Below are 18,840 nucleotides of genomic sequence, written 5' to 3'. Positions count from 1 at the left end.
TCGCCGTAGCCGGATGCCGATTCGCGACCGATCGTGGGACCGACATCGATGGGTTCCCGCGCCGCCGAATACTCTTCCGACACAGTGGAATCGGCATATTCGGCGGGTGTCGAGGCCCAGCGCGCCCGAGGCTGCCCGCCGCTCATGCCGCACCGCGCTGGCGGAAGTTCAACGCCTGCATGACGTCCTGGGTGCCGGGAATCTCGCCGCCGCGCAGGTCGCAGATGGTCCAGGCGACCCGGATGGCGCGGTCGGCGCCGCGGGCGGACATTCGGCCCAAGCGTAGGGCGTTCTCCACGGGGGCCAGGGCTTCGGGTGGTAGCCGGAAACGTTGGCGCAGCGTGTGTCCCGGGACCTCGGCGTTGGTGGTCCAGCCGTACTCCTGCCAGCGCACGGCGGCTGCCTTGCGGGCCGCCTCGACCCGGCCCCGGACCACCGCGCTGCTCTCCGCCCCCGAGGCGGCGAACGCGCCGGAGGCCTGCCCGTGCATCTGCACCCAGATATCGATGCGGTCCATCAGCGGCCCGGACAACTTGCCGAGATAACGTCGCCGCGCGAGCGGTGCGCAGATGCAGTCGACATCGCGCGCGGGCGCGCACGGGCAGGGATTGGCCGCCAGCACCAGCTGGAAACGTGCCGGATAGCGGGCCACGCCGTCCCGTCTGGCGATGCGGATCTCGCCCTCCTCCAACGGAGTTCGCAATGCCTCCAGCACCTTCGTGCCGATCTCCGCGCACTCGTCCAGGAACAACACCCCGCGATGGGCACAACTGACCGCGCCCGGACGCGCCGAACCGGACCCGCCGCCGACCATCGCGGTGACCGAGGTCGAATGATGTGGTGCGACGAACGGCGGGACGGTGATCAGCGGATGATCGCCCGGCAGGATGCCCGCCACCGAATGGATCGCGGTCACCTCCAGCGACTCGCGTTCGGTCAACATCGGCAGCAGGCTCGGAAGACGTTGCGCCAACATGGTTTTGCCGATTCCTGGCGGCCCGGTCAGCAGCACGTGGTGGCCACCCGCGGCGGCCACCTCCAATGCCCACCGCGCCTCGTCCTGCCCGATCACCTCGTTGAGATCACCGCTGGGCCGCTCGGACGAGGGAAGCATGCCCTCGGGCGGACGCAACTCCCCCTCACCACGCAACCAGTCGACCAATTCGCGCAGGGTCGCCGCGCCGAGCACCTTGATCCCGTCGACCAGACTCGCCTCGGCAAGTGCGGATTCCGGCACAATGGCCGTACTCCGGCCCGCCGCCCGCGCGGCCAGCACGGCGGGCAGCACCCCGCGCGCCCGCCTGACCCGCCCGTCCAGCGCCAGCTCCCCCAGCAGCACCGCCCCCTCCAGCCGCGCCGAGGGCACCGCATCCCCCGCATCCAGCACGGCCGCGGCCAACGCCAGATCGTAGACACTGCCGACCTTCGGCAACGTCGCCGGTGACAACGCCAGAATCACCCGGCCGTCCGGCCATTTCTCACCCGAATTGGTCACCGCCGCCCGCACCCGATCGCGAGACTCGTTCAGCGTCGTATCGGGCAGCCCGACCAGGTGGATCGACGGCAACCCCTGCCCGATATCGGCCTCGATCTCCACCAACTGCCCGTCCACCCCGGTCACCGCCACGGAGAACGCCCGCCCCAGCGCCATCAGAACACCGCTTTCAGATGTTCGATGACCGGCTCGGACTCCCGCTCGATCAGCACCGACACCACGTCGAAGCGGATCTGCCGCCATGCCCCCTGCTGCTCGTTGAGCCACAGCAGCGCCAATCGTCTGATGCGCTGCTGCTTGGTGAAGGTCACCGCCTCGGCCGGTGAGCCGAACTTACGGCCCGGACGCGTCTTCACCTCGACGAATGCGGTCACCTCCGCATCGCGCGCGATCAGATCCAGCTCGCCGTACCGACAACGCCAGTTCCGCGCGACGATCTCCATCCCGGCCGCACGCAGATACTGTGCCGCCAGCTCTTCCCCGTGTGCGCCGAGCGCAAGATTATGTGCCACCCGCTCAGGATGGCCGGACCACACTCCCGCCCGATCCCGCCGACCTGGGAAAACAGAAAGTCTGTGGATAACCCCCGTCTGGGGACAACACGCGCACGACACGCGCGCCGTCGCCCCGAACGACTACTCCGGCAGACGCAGGTCCGGCTTCTCCAGCTCTTCGATGTTGACGTCCTTGAACGTGATGACCCGGACATGCTTGACGAAGCGCGCGGGCCGGTACATGTCCCACACCCATGCGTCGGACATGCGCACTTCGAAATACACCTCGCCATCGGCGTTCTGCGGCCGTAGTTCGACGGAATTGGCCAGGTAGAAGCGGCGTTCGGTCTCCACCACGTACGAGAACTGACCGACGATGTCCTTGTACTCCCGGTACAGCGAGAGTTCCATCTCGGTTTCGTACTTCTCGAGGTCCTCGGCACTCATCTGGTGGAAAGTCCTCCTGGTTCACGACGCCGCCCCCGGCGGGCTCGCCTCACTGCGTGTTCTGACATCATCTCGCATGCGCGGCGTCGGTAGCCAACCGCCTCGCTCCGGCCCCGGCGCGACGGACCGGACCGGCATCCTCCCCACCGATCATCCGCACATTGCGCCAGCTCCGCCGGTGTTCGTCGCTGGGTCCGAGCCGATCCAGCGCCGCGGTGTGCTCGGGCGTGTTGTATCCCTTGTGCGTCGCGAAACCGTAGCCGGGAAACTGCTGGTCCAATTCGACCATCATCCGGTCGCGGGTCACCTTGGCCAGAATGCTGGCCGCGGCGATGCAGGCCGCCGTCGCGTCGCCGCCGATCACCGGCAGCGAGGGTTCCGCGATACCGGGCACCTTGAAACCGTCGGTGAGCACATAACCGGGCCGCTGATCCAGCCCTGCCACCGCCCGCCGCATGCCCTCGATATTGGCGACGTGGATGCCGATCGCGTCGATCTCCCAGGCCGGAATCACCACCACCCGCCAGGCCAGGGCCCGGCGCTGGATGATCGGGAACAGCTCCTCGCGCACGGATTCGGTGAGTTTCTTGGAATCGTCCAGACCGGCCAGCGAATCGTAGGCCTTGGGCGCGAGCAGGCAGGCCGCGACCACGAGCGGCCCCGCACAGCATCCCCGCCCCGCCTCGTCCACCCCGGCGACCGGCCCCAGACCACTGCGGATCAGCGCCGCCTCGAGCGTGCGCAGACCACTTGCCCTGCGCATCACCACTCGCGGCGGCCAGTCCCCGGTTCGCTGCCCGTTGCGCGCCACTGCACCCACCGTTCGATTATCCGTTCGCTTCTCGCGGCCGCATCCGCCGGACCACCCGCACGTCCGGCGCGGCGATCAGTTCGTCTGCGGATTCTGGGCTCGCACCGGCCCGATCCGACTCGGCGGCCAGATCTTGAACACCGCTTTACCGCGCACATCCTTCACCGGGACGGTGCCGGAGTACTCGTCGTCCTGGTGGGCACGCGAATCGGCGGATTCGTTGCGGTTGTCGCCCATCACCCACAAGTTGCCCGCGGGCACCTTGATCGGCCCGAACTCCCGCCCGACCGGGTTGATCGACAACCCCATCGGCGTCTTGACCGCGAACGGCTGACCCGGCTGATACGGGTACAGGTACCGGGCGTACGGCTCGTCCAGTGGTTTGCCGTCGACGAGCACCCGCCCCTGCGCGTCACAGCACTGCACGGTCTGACCACCCACCGCGATCACCCGCTTGACCAGGTCGTTCTCATCCGGCGGCACCAGACCGAAGAACGAGAAGAAATTCTGCACACCCCGCACGACGACATTGCTGGAGCGATTCGTGTGGTACTCCTTGTTCCACGATCCGCTCGGCCCGACGAACACGACCACATCACCCGGTTTCGGATCGCTGAAGTCGTAGGTCAACTTCTCGACATAGATCCGGTCCCCGGTACACCCGGGGCAACCGTGCAACGTCGGCTCCATCGACTGCGACGGAATCACGTACGGCCGACCGATGAACGTCACCACCAACGCCGCGATCACCGCCGCGATCACGATCAGAATCGGCAGCTCCTGCCAGAACGGCCGCTGCTTCTTCTGCTTCTTCCCCCGCGATCGCCGACGGCGCGGCACCGGCGCGTTCGCAGCGTCGTCGTCCCCTTCGGTCGACGCCCCCGAGTCGAATTCGTCTGCCACGCCGAACAGGTTATCCCGCCCCCATCCACGGTCATTACCGGGATGTCGACAAGTGCCGCAACGCGTTCGGCGTGGCGCGCTCAGTTCGCCTGCGGGTTCTGCGATCGCACCGGCCCGATCCGCTTCAGCGGCCAGATCTTGAACACCGCCTTGCCGCGCACGTTCGCGATCGGCACGGTTCCGGTGTACTGATCGTCGATGTGGCCGCGCGAGTCGAGTGAGTTGTTGCGGTTGTCGCCCATCACCCAGAGATTGCCCTCGGGCACCTTGATCGGCCCGAATTCCCGTCCGGCGGGATTGGTCGACACTCCCATCGCCGTCTTGACCGCGAACGGCAGACCGGGCTGATAGGGGTCCGAATAGTAGGCGTACGGCTCGTCCAGCGGTTTACCGTCGACCAGCACCCGGCCCTGCGCGTCACAGCACTGCACGGTCTGACCGCCGACCGCGATCACCCGCTTGACCAGGTCGTTCTCATCGGGCGGCACCAGACCGAAGAACGAGAAGAAATTCTGCACGCCCCGCACGACCGTATTGCTCGAGCGCGTCGAGTGGTAGCCCTCGTCCCAGGAACTGCTCGGCGACTTGAACACCACCACATCGCCCGGCTGGGGATCACCGAAGTCGTAACTGAGCTTCTCGACGTAGATGCGGTCCCCCGTGCACCCGGGACATCCGTGCAACGTCGGCTCCATCGACCCCGACGGAATCACGTACGGCCGACCGATGAAGGTCACCACCAACGCCGCGATCACCGCCGCGATCACGACCAGAATCGGGAATTCCTGCCAGAACGGCCGCTGCTTCCTGCGCTTCTTCTTCCCCTGCGATGTTTCCCGCCGCGATCGGCGCGGCGTGTATCCGCCCGGCCGCACATCGTCGTATTCGTCGATCGTCTCGCTGTCCCGCGTCACGACGAACAACCTAGCCGCACTTGGCATTCGAGGGCGGGTCGATGAGCTGAGAAACGGGTCCGAGAATACGGAAAGCCTCCGACCCAGCGGCCGGAGGCTTTCCCACAACGCAATCCCGTCAACGGGATGTGATCAGCGCTTTTCCTTGATCTTGGCGGCCTTGCCGCGCAGATCGCGCAGGTAGTACAGCTTGGCCCGGCGGACGTCACCGCGGGTCACCACATCGATGTGATCGATGTTGGGGCTGTGCACCGGGAAGGTGCGCTCGACACCGACACCGAAGGAAACCTTGCGGACCGTGAAGGTCTCGCGGATGCCGCCACCCTGACGCCGGATCACGGCGCCCTTGAAGACCTGGATGCGTTCCTTGTTACCTTCGATGACCTTCACGTGCACATTGATGGTGTCACCGGGCCGGAAGTCCGGCACGTCGCTACGCAGCGACTTTTCGTCGACGAAGTCGAGGGTGTTCATTTCCGTCCTTGTGGAGTTCGCGCGAACAGAGGAACCTGGCGGCGCGCCACAGGGCGCTCGACCGGTTCGTGCTCCGGATTATGGGCGGTGCGCTGGACAGATCAGCCCAGGGCAACCCGAGTATTGTGCCAGACCCGCACGCCCGGCCGTTAATCGCCCCCGGTCCGGCGGCCGTGACCGGGAATTCTCGGCAACGACTGCCCGATCGGATGCGGCGGCGCGGGCGCGGGCACCACCCGACGAGCCAACTCCTCCTCGGCCGCGACCCGCATGTGCGCCACGGCATCGGGTTTTCCGGCGATCAGATCCTGTACGAAAATCTTCGCGCGGATCACCGGACGCCGATACCGACGTTCGCGCCGGATCGCACGCTGCATCAGCCGGGGCCGCCCCGCGTAGCGCCAACGCGCCCAGGGTGCGCCGGGCCGGCTCAGCCGCAGCGCGCCGACGACCAGCAGCGGTATGAAGAACATCCCGAACAGTCCGGTCCAGATCTTGCCCTTGGCGATGACGATCGCGGCCAGCATCAGATTCACCACGGCGAACAGGCTCAGGAAGGTCCGGCCCGTCGGGCTGTGGTCGTGCCGGATGTTCCCGACGTCCAGCAACCACAGCGGGTGAAAACCCAGCAGCAGCAACCCGGTCACCGCCAGCGCGACGAACACCGCGTCGACCGAGGTGCGGCCCTGCTCCTCCCAGTACACGTCGCGCAGGTAGTAGATGAGCGCAAATTCGTCCAGCACCAGGGCCGCGCCGAGACCGAATACCGAGGCCAGCGCGCTGACCGTGCCCACACCGCTGTTGTAGACGGTGACCAGGCCGATCCCGGACAGCAACACCAGCACCACACCGAACACCATGTGGTGGATGTGCACATCGCCCGCGCGCAGATTGCCGGGCCACCAGCGCACCCGTTTGCGGATCAACCGGACGCTGAGCCTGATCAGCAGGAATCCGACGATGAAACCGAGCAGGAAGCACAGCAGCGGCAGCCGACCGTGGGCGACCACGGTCTCGTCCAGCCACCGTCGCATATCCGCCATGTCCCGTCATCTCCGCGATCCGGGAGTACGAGCACCACCGGAACCGGGGCCGCAGCACCCGCCCAGCCACATTGTGCAGCACTGCGGGCCCCCGGCAGGGCGCATCCATCGGATGCGGACCGCCGGGGCCGCGTCGCCGCCTACTCCGACGAGCCTACTTGCCGAATCCGGCGCGACGCAGCGCGTCGGCCATCGCTCCGGAGGGCTCGGATGCGTTGCGGCGCTGCTGGTTCCGGCCCTGGCCCTGCTGCTGGTTGCGACCCTGGCCCTGCTGACGTCCCTGCCCGCCCTGCTGGTTGCGACCCTGGCCCTGGCCACCCTGCCCCTGTTGACGCGGATTGCCGCCGCCGCGCTGCCCGCCCTGCTGACGCGGACGCGAATCGCCGCGCTCGGGCTTACCCGCGCCGGGCTCGTCGTCCAGGCGCAGGGACAGGCCGATGCGCTGGCGGGCGACGTCGACCTCGAGCACCTTGACCCGCACCACGTCACCGGACTTCACGATCTCGCGCGGATCCTTGACGAAGTTGTGCGACATGGCCGAGACGTGCACCAGACCGTCCTGGTGCACACCGACATCGATGAAGGCGCCGAAGGCCGCCACATTGGTGACCACACCCTCGAGCACCATGCCCGGTTGCAGATCCGCGACCTTCTCGATCCCGGCGGCGAATTCGGCGGTCTTGAACTCCGGGCGCGGGTCGCGACCGGGCTTCTCCAGTTCGGCGATGATGTCGCTGACCGTCGGCACACCGAAGCGCTCATCGGTGAACTCGCCGGGCCGCAGCGCGCGCAGCACGGTGGTGTTGCCGATCAGCCCGGCCATGTCGCGGCCGGTGGATTCGAGCATGCGGCGCACGACCGGATACGCCTCCGGGTGCACCGAGGAGGTGTCCAGCGGATCGTCGCCCTCGCGGATGCGCAGGAAGCCCGCGCACTGCTCGAACGCCTTGGGGCCGAGCCGCGGCACCTTCAGCAGGGCGTTGCGGTTGCGGAACGGGCCGTTCTGATCACGGTGCGCCACAATGGATTCCGCGACCGAACCGGCGATACCGGAGACCCGCGACAGCAGCGGCACCGAGGCGGTGTTCACGTCCACACCGACCGCGTTCACCGCGTCCTCGACCACCGCGCCCAGCGAGCGGGCCAGCAGCGTCTCGGAGACGTCGTGCTGGTACTGGCCGACGCCGATGGATTTGGGATCGATCTTCACCAGCTCGGCCAGCGGATCCTGGAGCCGGCGGGCGATGGAGACCGCGCCGCGCAGCGAGACGTCCATATCGGGTAGTTCCTGCGAGGCATAGGCCGAGGCCGAGTAGACCGACGCGCCCGCCTCGGAGACCACGATCTTGGTGGGCTTGTTCTCCGGGATACGCGAAATCAGTTCCGTGGCAAGGGCATCGGTCTCGCGCGAGGCGGTGCCGTTGCCGATGGCGATCAACTCCACGTTGAACCGGGCGACCAGGGCGGCCAGCACGGCCAGCGACTTCTCGGTCTGGCCCTGCGGCTTGTGCGGGTAGATGACCTCGGTGGCCACCGCCTTACCGGTGCTGTCGACCACGGCCACCTTGACGCCGGTGCGGTAGCCCGGGTCCAGGCCCATGGTGGTGCGGGTGCCCGCGGGGGCGGCCAGCAGCAGATCGCGCAGGTTGTTGGCGAAGACGTCGACCGCGTCCTTCTCGGCGGACTGCCGCAGCCGCATCCGGATATCGATGCCGAGGCTGACCTGCAACTTGGTCCGCCACGCCCAGCGCACGGTGTCCAGCAGCCAGGTGTCGGCCGGGCGGCCCTGTTCGGCGATGTCGAACTTCAGCGCGATGCGGCCCTCGAAGATGGTGCGTTCGCCTTCCTCGGGCTCCTCGGCGTCGGGCTCGAGGTGCAGGGTGAGCACCTCTTCCTTCTCGCCGCGCAGCAGCGCCAGGATGCGGTGTGAGGGCAACGTGTCGAACGGTTCGCTGAATTCGAAGTAGTCGGCGAACTTCGCGCCCGCCTCTTCCTTGCCCGCCCGCACCCGCGAGCTGACCTGACCGCGGCTCCACATCAGCTCACGCAGCTCACCGACCAGGTCGGCGTCCTCGGCGAAACGCTCCACCAGGATCGCGCGGGCGCCGTCGAGCTGTTCGGAGGTGTACTGGGCGGGGTCGGTGGCCGGATCGCCGATCAGTGCGTCGGCCACCGGCTCGTGACCGGCCTCGCGGGCGATCTGGGCCTTGGTGCGGCGCTTGGGCTTGTAGGGCAGGTAGATGTCCTCGAGCCGGGCCTTGGTCTCGGCGAGCATGATCTGCTGTTCCAGCTCGGCATCGAGTTTGCCCTGGCCACGAATGGATTCCAGGATCGAGGTGCGACGCTCGTCCAACTCGCGCAGGTAGTGCAGCCGCTCCTCAAGCTGGCGCAGTTGCGCGTCGTCCAGACCGCCGGTGACCTCCTTGCGGTAACGCGCGATGAACGGCACGGTGGATCCGCCGTCGAGTAGTTCGACCGCGGCACGCACCTGCTCGTCCCGCACGTTCAGCTCGTCGGCGAGGCGACGGCCGACGCTGGCCAGGTGCACCCGGCCGGTCGCACCGGGCGCGGCGCCGGCGGTATCGCCACCGGTGGCGGTCGGGTCGACGGCATCGGTGCTGCCGGATTCGCTGCTGACGGTTTCGGAGGCTGTCGTCACGCCCGCAGACACTACCGCCGCACCCCGACAGGTAGCCACAGCCCCGCACCGAATCGAGCACAGCCGCACTCTTTTCGAGTGGACGCACCCCCTGTGCTATACCGACCGACCTGTACGGTGTGCGACACCGCGCCGACCGGACCTGCACTTCCCCGATGAATCCGGATCTATTGCGGCGGAAGGAGATCCGGGCGGCGATCGCGGGTGCGGGACAGGGATTGTTCGTGTCGCCAGGCGTCGATCTTCGCGTGATTGCCGGACAGCAGGATCTCCGGGACGTCCAGTCCGCGCCAACTCACCGGACGGGTGTAACTCGGCCCCTCGAGCAGGCCGTCGGAGAACGAATCCTGTTCGTGGGACTGCTGATTGCCCAGCACACCGGGACGCAGGCGGACCACGGCCTCGGTCATCACCAGCACCGCCGCCTCGCCACCGATCAGCACGTAATCGCCGATGCTGACCTCCTCGACGCGCACGCGCCGGGCCGCGTCGTCGAAGACGCGCTGATCGATACCCTCGTAGCGCCCGCAGGCGAAGACCAGATGACGCTCCCGGGACCAGCGCTGCGCGGTGTCCTGCGTGAACGGCACACCCGCCGGAGTCGGCACCACCAGCAGCGCGTCGTCGGGGCAGACCTCGTCCAGCGCGTCGCCCCACACCGTGGGTTTCATGACCATGCCGGGCCCGCCGCCGTAGGGCGAATCGTCGACGGCCTTGTGCACGTCGTGGGTCCAGCGCCGCAGATCGTGCACGCCGAGTTCGACCAACCCCTTGTCGATCGCCTTGCCCAGCAACGCCGTTCGCATCGGCTCGAGGTATTCGGGGAAGATCGTGACGACGTCGATGCACAACGCCGAGGCGGCTCGCGCGCTGGAGGTTTCCCCGACGCCCTCGGGCATTGCGCTACTCCTTGTCGAGCAGTCCCTCGGGCGGATCGATGACGATCAGGCCCTCGGCGACCGAAACGGTGGGCACGATCGCGGTGACGAACGGAATCAGGATCTCCCGCCCCGGCTCCCCGGACGGTTCCACACCGTCGAAACTCGCCGCGGCGTGCACCGAAAGCAGTTCTCCCGCAGCCGAATGCAGAACCTCGTTGACGGTGCCGACCACGGTGCCGTCGGCCAGTCGCACCGAGAGTCCCTCGAGTTCGTGGTCGTAGAACTCGTCGGGGTCCTGCGAGGGCGGTAGATCGTCGGTGTCGACCAGGAAAACCATGCCGCGCAAGGCATCCGCCTCGGAACGATCCCCGACCCCCTGCACCCGGACCAGAAGTCGGCCCGAATGTTCCCGGGCCGACTCGATCGTGTACTCGCCGAGCGATTTCGCCCGCGGCAGCCGACCCTTCAGGACGGCGCCGGGGGCGAAACGCAGCTCGGGTTCGTCGGTGCGGACCTCCACGACGAGTTCGCCGCGCACCCCGTGCGATTTGGCGACCCGCCCGACCACCAGCTGCACGGGGTCATCCCCGCTCACGCGCGAAGCGGGCATCAACTCGCGTCGGTGTCGACGACGTCGACCCGGATGCCCCGGCCACCGATCCCGGACACGAGAGTGCGCAGCGCGGTCGCGGTACGACCGCCGCGCCCGATCACCTTGCCCAGGTCGTCCGGGTGCACGTGCACCTCGACGGTGCGGCCGCGACGGCTGGTGATCAGCTCGACGCGGACGTCGTCGGGGTTGGCGACGATGCCGCGAACGAGATGTTCCACGGCATCGGCAACAACGGCACTCATTTACTCGGCCTCAGCGGCCTGCGCCGAAGCCTCGGCCTCGGCTTCCTTCTTCGCGGCCTTCTTCTTCGGGGTGACGGCCTCGGCGACCGGCTCGCTCTCGGCGGCGGCCAGCGCGGCGTTGAACAGGTCCAGCTTGGACGGCTTCTCCGCCTTGGTCTTCAGCGTGCCCTCGGCGCCCGGCAGGCCCTTGAACTTCTGCCAGTCACCGGTGATCTCCAGCAGCCGCTGCACGGGCTCGGTGGGCTGCGCGCCGACGCTCAGCCAGTACTGCACGCGCTCGGAGTCCACCTCGATCAGCGAGGGCTCCTCCTTCGGGTGGTACTTGCCGACGTTCTCGATGGCGCGGCCGTCACGACGGGTGCGCGCATCGGCGACGATGATGCGGTACTGGGGGTTCCGGATCTTGCCGAGCCGGGTGAGCTTGATCTTGACAGCCATGGGCCATCGCCTTTCGATGACGGCCGCCCGCGGGCAGCCTGAGTGGTCACGGCGCAATTCAGCGACCCACACGGCATGCGGGCCCGGTTTCACGCTTGAGTGTGTGACCGCCGCGCGGTACGTAACCGGGGACGGGCGAACACTGCCCTCGACGAGGACGATCGCCCATTCTGCCAGACCCCCGCCCCACCCCCGAAATCGGGATCCGATCAGTACAAACGCAGAGTCGACGTGTCGATCGACACGGACACGGGCGCGGGCGGCGTCACCGTCTCCCCCGCTTCGGCGTAGATCTCCTGCCGATAACCGGATTGGCCGAGTACATATCCCCAGAACCGAGCCGGTTTTCCGGTCGGCAGTTCGACCAACCAGAGGTAGGGTACCCGCGCGGCCGCGTAGGACGCGATCTTGGTGTCGCGCTCCTCGCGATTATTGCCACGTGACCACACCTCGACAGCCAGGGCGACAACCTCCGGCTCGAAACTCACATGATTGATATCGCCCAGCACAGCCACGACATCCGGGATTACACCCGTTCGAAACGGCGTGCTGATCTTTACTGCCGCACCGGGCAGCGCATGGAGATCTTCACGTCCCGCTTCACGAATCGCATCACGCAGCACCGCGAACAACTCACCGGTCGCATACTGGTGCGAACCGGTAGGAGCCGGTGTCATGTGCAGATACCCCCAGATGAGCTCGAGCCGAGAACCATCGTCCGGTTGATCTTCGACCAACCAGTCTTCCACAGTCATGGGGCCCAGAGGTTGGAACATCGAAACCTCGACGGTCATCCGAGTAGTGGTCCCTTCGTCGACTGGAGCGATCCTGCGCGGATCAGTTGTGTTGTGCACATGTTGTGCACTCGACTACTGCCAGTCTAAGGGCCTCGTCTCGGTCACGAGAAGAAGAAAAGACTCTTACCTGCTTTCATTTCACAATATCGCAGAGTCACCGCCTCGTCGTCGGCGTAGCGCTGTGATCAGCGATGTCCAGTGACCGGGTTTCGGCGTTTGTGGACGCGGCCGCGTAGGACGACGTGGGCCGGGGTGGTGAGGATCTCCGGGGAGACGCGCGGATCTGCTTCGTAGACAACGAAATCCGCGGGTGCGCCGTGTTCGATGCTCGGGCGGCCCAGCCAGTCGCGGGCGTTCCAGGAGGCCGCGCCGAGGGCGTCGTGGCGGGACAGGCCCGCGGCGGCGAGGGCGTCTATTTCGTCGGCTATGCGGCCGTGCTGGATCGAGCCGCCCGCGTCGGTTCCGGTGTAGATGGGGACGCCCGCGGCGTGGGCGTCGGCGACGGTGGTGCGGACGCGGCGGTGCAGGTCGCGCATGTGGGCGGCGTAGACGGGGAATTTGGTTGCGCTGTCGGCGATTTCGGGGAAGGTGTCGATATTGACGAGGGTGGGGACCAGGGCGGTGCCGTGCCGGGCCATCAGTTCGATGGTGTCGTCGGTGAGGCCGGTGCCGTGTTCGAGGCAGTCGATTCCGGCGTTGATCAGGCCGGGCAACGCGTCCTCGCCGAAGACGTGCGCGGTGACGCGAGCGCCCTCGCTGTGGGCGGCGTCGATGGCCTCCTTCAGGACCGTGTCGCTCCACAGCGGGCGCAGATCGCCCACCGAACGATCGATCCAGTCGCCGACGATCTTGACCCAGCCGTCGCCGCGCCTGGCCTGTTCGGCGACGATCTGCGGCAGATCGCGTTCGTCGTCCAGTTCGATGCCCAGCTCACGGATGTAGCGCTTGGGCCGGGCGATGTGCCGACCGGCGCGGATGATCTTCGGCAGATCCTCGCGCTCATCGATGAAGCGGGTGTCGATGGGTGAGCCCGCGTCGCGCAGCAGCAGCGCCCCGGCGTCGCGTTCGGTCTCCGCCTGCGCGACCGCGCCCGCCTCGTCCTCGTGTCCGCCGTGATAGCGGATCCCGACGTGGCAGTGCGCGTCCACCAGTCCGGGCACGATCCAGCCTGTGGCACACAGGGTTTCGGCGTCGGCGACCGGCTCGAAGGAGATCAGCCCGTCGTGCACCCACAGCTCGCGCGCGTCCTCGCCCGGAAGAACCACACCCCGCAGATGCAACCGCATACCGCCTCCTGCTCGCGCCGACGTTCTCGATCACAAACTACTGCGCGCACAAATGAACCGCGACGGGGGCCGAGCGAGCCGGATCGAGCTCGCTATCGATGCGAGCGGACCGTGCTCACGGACGAACGTACCCGTGATGAACGAACTCGCCATCAACGCATCCGGGCACGATCGCGCCGGATTCAGTTCTTCGGGAACTTCAGCTTCGACAGGTCGATGCCTTCCAAACCGGGCGGGAGCTGGTCGAGACCGGCGGGCATCCCGGACAGGTCCGGCATGCCAGGCATCCCGGGGGGCATCGCGGGCATACCGGGCATCCCCGGGAAACCACCGCGCATCTTCGGCGGCGTCGGGCCGCGGCCGCCCTTCTTCCCCTTCTTGCCCTTCTTGCTGTTGTTGCGGCGGTTGCCGCCACCGGGCAGACCCATCTGACGACCCATCGCGGCCATCATCTTGCGGGCCTCGAAGAAGCGGTCGACCAGCTGATTCACATCCGTCACCGTGACGCCCGAACCGTTCGCGATGCGCAGCCGGCGGGAGGCGTTGATGATCTTCGGATTGGCGCGCTCCCCCGGCGTCATACCGCGGATGATCGCCTGCACCCGGTCCAACTGCTTGTCGTCGACGGCCGCGAGCGCGTCCTTCATCTGGCCCGCGCCGGGCAGCATGCCCAGCAGGTTGCCGATCGGACCCATCTTGCGGATCGCCAGCATCTGGTCGAGGAAATCCTCGAGGGTCAGCTCACCGCTGCCGATCTTGCGCGCGGCCTCCTCGGCCTGCTGCGCGTCGTAGACCTGTTCGGCCTGCTCGATCAGGGTGAGCAGATCGCCCATGCCCAGGATGCGGCTGGACATGCGGTCGGGGTGGAAGACGTCGAAGTCCTCGAGCTTCTCACCGGTGGAGGCGAACAGGATCGGCTGACCGGTCACCTCCCGCACCGACAACGCCGCACCACCGCGCGCGTCACCGTCGAGCTTGGTGAGCACGACGCCGGTGAAGCCGACACCGTCGCGGAACGCCTGGGCGGTGGTGACCGCGTCCTGACCGATCATCGCGTCCAGGACGAACAGCGTCTCGTCGGGCTGCACGGCGTCGCGGATGCCCGCGGCCTGCGCCATCAACTCCTCATCGATACCGAGGCGACCCGCGGTGTCGACGATGACGACGTCGTAGTGCTTACCGCGTGCCTCGGCGATGCCCTGCTGCGCGACCGCGACCGGGTCCGCCGCCGAGATGCCCAGCGGGTTCTCCCCGCCACCAATCGAGGTGCCGGGGTGCGGCGCGAAGACCGGTACCTCGGCGCGCTCACCGACCACTTGCAACTGCGTCACCGCGCCCGGACGCTGCAGGTCGCAGGCCACCAGCAACGGCGTATGTCCTTGGCCCTTCAGCCATTTCGCGAGCTTTCCGGCGAGGGTGGTCTTACCCGCGCCCTGCAGGCCCGCGAGCATGATCACCGTCGGCGGCGTCTTGGCGAATTGCAGCCGCCGGGTCTCGCCGCCGAGGATCGCGATCAATTCCTCGTTGACGATCTTGACGACCTGCTGCGCCGGATTCAGCGCGGCGGAGACCTCCGCGCCCTTGGCGCGCTCCTTGATCCGGGTGATGAAGCCGCGCACCACCGGCAGCGCGACGTCGGCCTCGAGCAGGGCGAGGCGAATCTCCCGGGCGGTCGCGTCGATATCCGCCGGTGACAGCCGCCCCTTGCCGCGCAGATCGCTCAGTACACCGGTCAACCGGTCGGAAAGGGATTCGAACACCGATCGCGCTCCTGATCTCGAGGGACGTCACTCGACATACCAGGGTAATGCGCGCATGCCGGTCGAAGGATTCACCCTAGTCGTTCGTGGTTTATTCGAGTGTCCCGCGCCGCCGCGGGCGCGGCGCCTGCCGGATGTCGCGGTTCTCGCTGGCGACCATGCCGATCGCCTCCCGCGCGGTCAGGCCCAGTTCCAACGCCATGGAATCGAGCATCGTCCACTCTGCCTCGGTGGGCCGATGGCCGTTCGCCGTGGAGGCGATGGTCATGGCGGTCACCGCCTGCTGCCCGGTCAGCGTGCGGCCGGGCAGCCAGGACACCACCCAGCGATCTCCGCCGACGCAGCGCGCGATGTGCTGGGTCAGGTCACTGGTCATCATCGATGCGGAAACGACTTCAATTGCCACCGGCCCGCTCCTCATGCTCGAAAAGCTCGGACAAGCCTCGAACAACACCTTCGGTATGCGAGCCGGCGCTGTCACCGCCCCGCGCGCACACCATCTCCGACACTCCGACAGCACAGATCGGTCTGATCGTAGAGTGACCCGCGTCACCGCAGACGGAGGTTGTAGCAAATCTCACGCAACAATCTGATCTATGACGAACGTCCGGTTCGTCCGCAAAGTCGCGGGCAGGACGGCCGACCGTGAATCACCGCGGAAATCCGGGCCGATGTCCGTTTCGAACCGCGGCAGCGCCTGCGGCCGAAATCCCGCCCGGGTCCGGATCATTCGACGTTATTCGGTGTTCTCCGGTGGCGGCGGCGGTAGCTGCGGCGGGACGACCGCCAACACCGCGGCGGCGATCTCGTCCCGCCGGGCCGGACTGTCACCATCACCCAGATCCAGGCAGAACGCGTCCACCACGGCCGCACCCCGGGTGTCCACCTTCGCCCACCGCACGTTCACACCCGTGCTCGCGAGCGCGCCGGCGAGCCGACTGAGCAGTCCGATCCGGTCCTCCGCGCGCAACTCCAGCAGCGCCTGACCCGCAATCCCGGTGTCGGCCCACAGGATTCGCGGCTCGGCCTGCGCGTACGGACTGGGCGGCAGGCCCGCGTCCCGCTCCTTGCGCTCGAGCGCCGAAGCCAGGTCCAGCTCACCGTTCACCGCCCGGATCAGATCCTGCCGCAGCAGTCCGGGATCGGGCGGATCGCCGAACTTCGGTGCGACCCGGAAGGTATCGATCGCCGCCTGCCCCTCGGTCCCCAGCGACGCCGACAACACCCGCAGCGAATGCAGGGCCAGCACCCCGGCAGCATCGGACAGCAACCCGGGCGTGTCGGGCGCGACGACGGTCACCACATGACTGAAACGTCCCTCCCCGGGCGACAATTCGACGTGCACCCCACCGGCTTTCGCCTTCTCCAGCAGATCCGGATCGATCGGATCGGGTTCGGGCCCCGGCTCCCCCGCCATCGCCAACCGGGAGCGGCGCACCAGCTCACCGATCAGCGACGCCTTCCAATCGCCCCACACGCCCGGACCCGTCGCCAGGGAATCGGCCTCGGCGAGCGCGTGCAGCAGCTCGAGCAGTTGCGGATCGCCGCCCAGCGCGGTCACCACGGCCTCGGCGGTCGCCGGATCGGCCAGATCGCGGCGCGTGGCGGTATCGGGCAACAGCAGGTGATACCGGACGATCGCGCTGAGCGTGCGCACATCCGAGGGCCACAACCCCAGCCGACGGCCGATCTGGGTGGCCAGCTCCGCGCCGACGATGCTGTGATCCTCGGTGCGACCCTTGCCCAGATCGTGCAGCAGCGCACCGAGCAGCAGCAGATCCGGACGCGCGACCCGGGTGCTCAACGCCGCCGCGTACGCGACCGTCTCCACCAGGTGACGATCCACTGTCCAGGTGTGCACCGCATCGCGCGGGGGCAGATCGCGCACCGCGCCCCATTCCGGAAACAGCCTGCCCCACAAGCCCGTTCGATCCAGCGCCTCGACCGCGCCGATGGTCGCGCGGCCGGTGCCCAGCAGCACCAGCAGATCGTTGAGCGCCTCGCGCGGCCACGGCTCGCGCAGTTCGGGCGCGTCCTCGGACAGGCGGTTCAACGTCGTCGCCGACATCGGCAGACCGCTCTGCGCCGAGGCCGCGGCCACCCGCAGGATCAGGCCCGGATCCCGTTGCGGGCGGGCGTCGCGGGCCAGCACCACCTCACCGGCGTGTTCGACCACCCCCTCATCGAGTGGTCGGCGCACCGGCATGCGGCGGAGCCTGGCCAGCCCGCGACGTGGCAGGGCATTGCCTGCCGTACGCAACCCGACGTCGACCGAGTACCCCACCGTGCGGGCGGCATCACTCAACGTGCGGGCCAGATCGAAACGATCGCCGATGCGCAGCGCCGCGCCGATCTCGTCGGCGTCCTGTGCGCGCAGTTGGTCGCGGGAGCGACCGGCCACGCGGTGCAGTTCGGTGCGCACATCCAGCAGTCGGCGATGGGCGTGTTTCAACCCGCCGCCCGGGACGTCGGGGCCCAGACCCGGCATGGCGTCGGTCAGCTGGGCGATGGCGAGCGCGTCGAGCAGCTGGATGTCGCGCAGACCGCCGCGCCCGTTCTTCAGATCGGGTTCGGCGCGATGCGCGATCTCACCGTTGCGCCGCCACCGGGTCTGCGCCTGTTCGACCAATTCGCCGAAGCGGGAACGGATTCCGGTGCGCCACTCGCGACGCACGCCGCCGATGAGCAGATTGCTCAACTCCGCGTCACCGACGATGTGGCGGGCGTCCAGCATGCCCAGGGCCGCGGTCAGGTCGTCGGCGGCCACCCGCAGCGCCTGCGGGACGGTGCGCACACTGTGATCGAGTTTGATGTGCGCGTCCCACAGCGGGTACCACAGCCGGTCGGCCACCTCGGCCACCCGCTCCGGATCGACATCGTCGTGCAGCAGCACCAGATCCAGATCCGAATAGGGCAGCATCTCGCGGCGTCCGAGGCCGCCGACCGCGACCAGGGCCAGGCCGCTGTCGGCGGTGATGCCGACCTCGGCGCCCTTGCCGGTGAGCCACAGGTCGTGCAGATCCACCAGCGCCTGCCGTAACGCGTGGGCGTCCAGCCGCGGCCTGCGGACCTGACCGCCTTCCAGCAGTTGATCCCGGGCCCGTACCAGATCCGTTGCGCCGCCCGACGTTTCGCGCTTCACCTGCACCACCACCCAACCCTCGTGCGGGCGGCCCCGCCCTACCGGCATCCGGTGGGGACGGGGCCGCCGATCGACCGCTTACCTACAACTGTCCGCGCCTACAGCGCGTCGCCGCCACGCTCCCCGGTCCGAACCCGGATCACGGCTTCCACCGGCGTCACCCAGACCTTGCCGTCACCGATCTTGCCGGTGCGCGCGGCCTCGACGATCACCTCGACGACCTTCTCGACCGAAGCGTCGTCCACGACGACCTCGACCCGGACCTTCGGCACGAAATCGACCGAATACTCCGCACCGCGGTAGACCTCGGTGTGACCCTTCTGCCGTCCGTAACCCTGGACTTCGCTGACGGTCATCCCCAGCACACCCGCCTGCTCCAGACCGCTCTTGACGTCCTCGAGCGTGAATGGTTTGACGATTGCAGTGATCAGTTTCATATCG

19 protein-coding genes are annotated in these 18,840 nt (G+C 67.8%); all 19 read right to left on the bottom strand.

What is annotated here, in order from left to right:
- Window positions 1-142 precede the first annotated feature (142 nt).
- Window positions 143-1,651, bottom strand: a complete 1,509-nt coding sequence (locus NRB20_RS07735; protein WP_153409009.1) for a YifB family Mg chelatase-like AAA ATPase — start codon at window positions 1,649-1,651, stop codon at window positions 143-145.
- Window positions 1,651-2,007 carry a YraN family protein gene (locus NRB20_RS07730; RefSeq protein WP_319944606.1) on the bottom strand — a complete coding sequence of 119 codons (357 nt, stop codon included), beginning with the start codon at window positions 2,005-2,007 and terminating at the stop codon, window positions 1,651-1,653. Before NRB20_RS07730 ends, NRB20_RS07735 begins: the two co-directional genes overlap by 1 nt.
- A gap of 123 nt (window positions 2,008-2,130) precedes the next feature.
- Window positions 2,131-2,436, bottom strand: a complete 306-nt coding sequence (locus tag NRB20_RS07725; protein WP_011210678.1) for a DUF2469 domain-containing protein — start codon at window positions 2,434-2,436, stop codon at window positions 2,131-2,133.
- Window positions 2,437-2,503: 67 nt separating this feature from the next.
- Window positions 2,504-3,247 (bottom strand): ribonuclease HII, encoded by a 744-nt coding sequence (locus NRB20_RS07720; RefSeq protein WP_406603800.1) that lies wholly within the window; start codon window positions 3,245-3,247, stop codon window positions 2,504-2,506.
- Window positions 3,248-3,322: 75 nt separating this feature from the next.
- Window positions 3,323-4,150 carry a signal peptidase I gene (gene lepB, locus NRB20_RS07715; RefSeq protein WP_406603793.1) on the bottom strand — a complete coding sequence of 276 codons (828 nt, stop codon included), beginning with the start codon at window positions 4,148-4,150 and terminating at the stop codon, window positions 3,323-3,325.
- Between the two features lie 80 nt (window positions 4,151-4,230).
- The gene (gene lepB / locus NRB20_RS07710; RefSeq protein ID WP_153409005.1) at window positions 4,231-5,091 is read right to left on the bottom strand and encodes a signal peptidase I; all 861 of its coding nucleotides are present in this window, start codon (window positions 5,089-5,091) and stop codon (window positions 4,231-4,233) included.
- A gap of 105 nt (window positions 5,092-5,196) precedes the next feature.
- On the bottom strand, window positions 5,197-5,538 hold the full coding sequence (gene rplS, locus NRB20_RS07705) for a 50S ribosomal protein L19 (RefSeq protein WP_040826229.1): 342 nt from the start codon (window positions 5,536-5,538) through the stop codon (window positions 5,197-5,199).
- A gap of 149 nt (window positions 5,539-5,687) precedes the next feature.
- Window positions 5,688-6,572, bottom strand: a complete 885-nt coding sequence (locus tag NRB20_RS07700; protein ID WP_153409787.1) for a hypothetical protein — start codon at window positions 6,570-6,572, stop codon at window positions 5,688-5,690.
- A gap of 163 nt (window positions 6,573-6,735) precedes the next feature.
- Entirely contained in the window at window positions 6,736-9,129 is a 2,394-nt protein-coding gene (locus tag NRB20_RS07695) for a Tex family protein (protein ID WP_319944696.1), read from the bottom strand.
- Window positions 9,130-9,407: 278 nt separating this feature from the next.
- Window positions 9,408-10,091 carry a tRNA (guanosine(37)-N1)-methyltransferase TrmD gene (gene trmD, locus NRB20_RS07690; protein WP_153409785.1) on the bottom strand — a complete coding sequence of 228 codons (684 nt, stop codon included), beginning with the start codon at window positions 10,089-10,091 and terminating at the stop codon, window positions 9,408-9,410.
- 52 nt (window positions 10,092-10,143) lie between these two features.
- Complete coding sequence (gene rimM / locus NRB20_RS07685; protein ID WP_319944605.1) at window positions 10,144-10,698, bottom strand: ribosome maturation factor RimM; 555 nt, start codon at window positions 10,696-10,698, stop codon at window positions 10,144-10,146.
- 32 nt (window positions 10,699-10,730) lie between these two features.
- Window positions 10,731-10,976, bottom strand: coding sequence for an RNA-binding protein (locus tag NRB20_RS07680; RefSeq protein ID WP_153409002.1), 246 nt, complete (start codon window positions 10,974-10,976; stop codon window positions 10,731-10,733).
- Window positions 10,977-11,414: a 30S ribosomal protein S16 gene (gene rpsP / locus NRB20_RS07675; protein ID WP_153409000.1), complete on the bottom strand. Its 438-nt coding sequence runs from the start codon at window positions 11,412-11,414 to the stop codon at window positions 10,977-10,979.
- A 209-nt stretch (window positions 11,415-11,623) separates the two neighbouring features.
- On the bottom strand, window positions 11,624-12,208 hold the full coding sequence (locus tag NRB20_RS07670) for a Uma2 family endonuclease (protein WP_153408999.1): 585 nt from the start codon (window positions 12,206-12,208) through the stop codon (window positions 11,624-11,626).
- A gap of 188 nt (window positions 12,209-12,396) precedes the next feature.
- Complete coding sequence (locus NRB20_RS07665; protein ID WP_153408997.1) at window positions 12,397-13,497, bottom strand: amidohydrolase family protein; 1,101 nt, start codon at window positions 13,495-13,497, stop codon at window positions 12,397-12,399.
- A gap of 182 nt (window positions 13,498-13,679) precedes the next feature.
- A complete protein-coding gene (gene ffh, locus NRB20_RS07660; protein WP_319944604.1) occupies window positions 13,680-15,257 on the bottom strand; it encodes a signal recognition particle protein in 1,578 nt (525 codons plus the stop codon).
- 91 nt (window positions 15,258-15,348) lie between these two features.
- Window positions 15,349-15,663, bottom strand: a complete 315-nt coding sequence (locus NRB20_RS07655; protein ID WP_319944603.1) for a hypothetical protein — start codon at window positions 15,661-15,663, stop codon at window positions 15,349-15,351.
- Between the two features lie 330 nt (window positions 15,664-15,993).
- Window positions 15,994-18,447: a [protein-PII] uridylyltransferase gene (locus tag NRB20_RS07650; protein ID WP_153408996.1), complete on the bottom strand. Its 2,454-nt coding sequence runs from the start codon at window positions 18,445-18,447 to the stop codon at window positions 15,994-15,996.
- Between the two features lie 50 nt (window positions 18,448-18,497).
- Entirely contained in the window at window positions 18,498-18,836 is a 339-nt protein-coding gene (locus tag NRB20_RS07645) for a P-II family nitrogen regulator (protein ID WP_040826256.1), read from the bottom strand.
- Between the last annotated feature and the right edge of the window lie 4 nt (window positions 18,837-18,840).

Origin of the sequence: Nocardia macrotermitis (assembly GCF_009604405.1) — a bacterium.
GTDB lineage: Bacteria > Actinomycetota > Actinomycetes > Mycobacteriales > Mycobacteriaceae > Nocardia > Nocardia macrotermitis.
The sequence above is the reverse complement of the archived record's forward strand: the minus strand, read 5'-3'. Positions and strand labels throughout refer to the sequence as shown.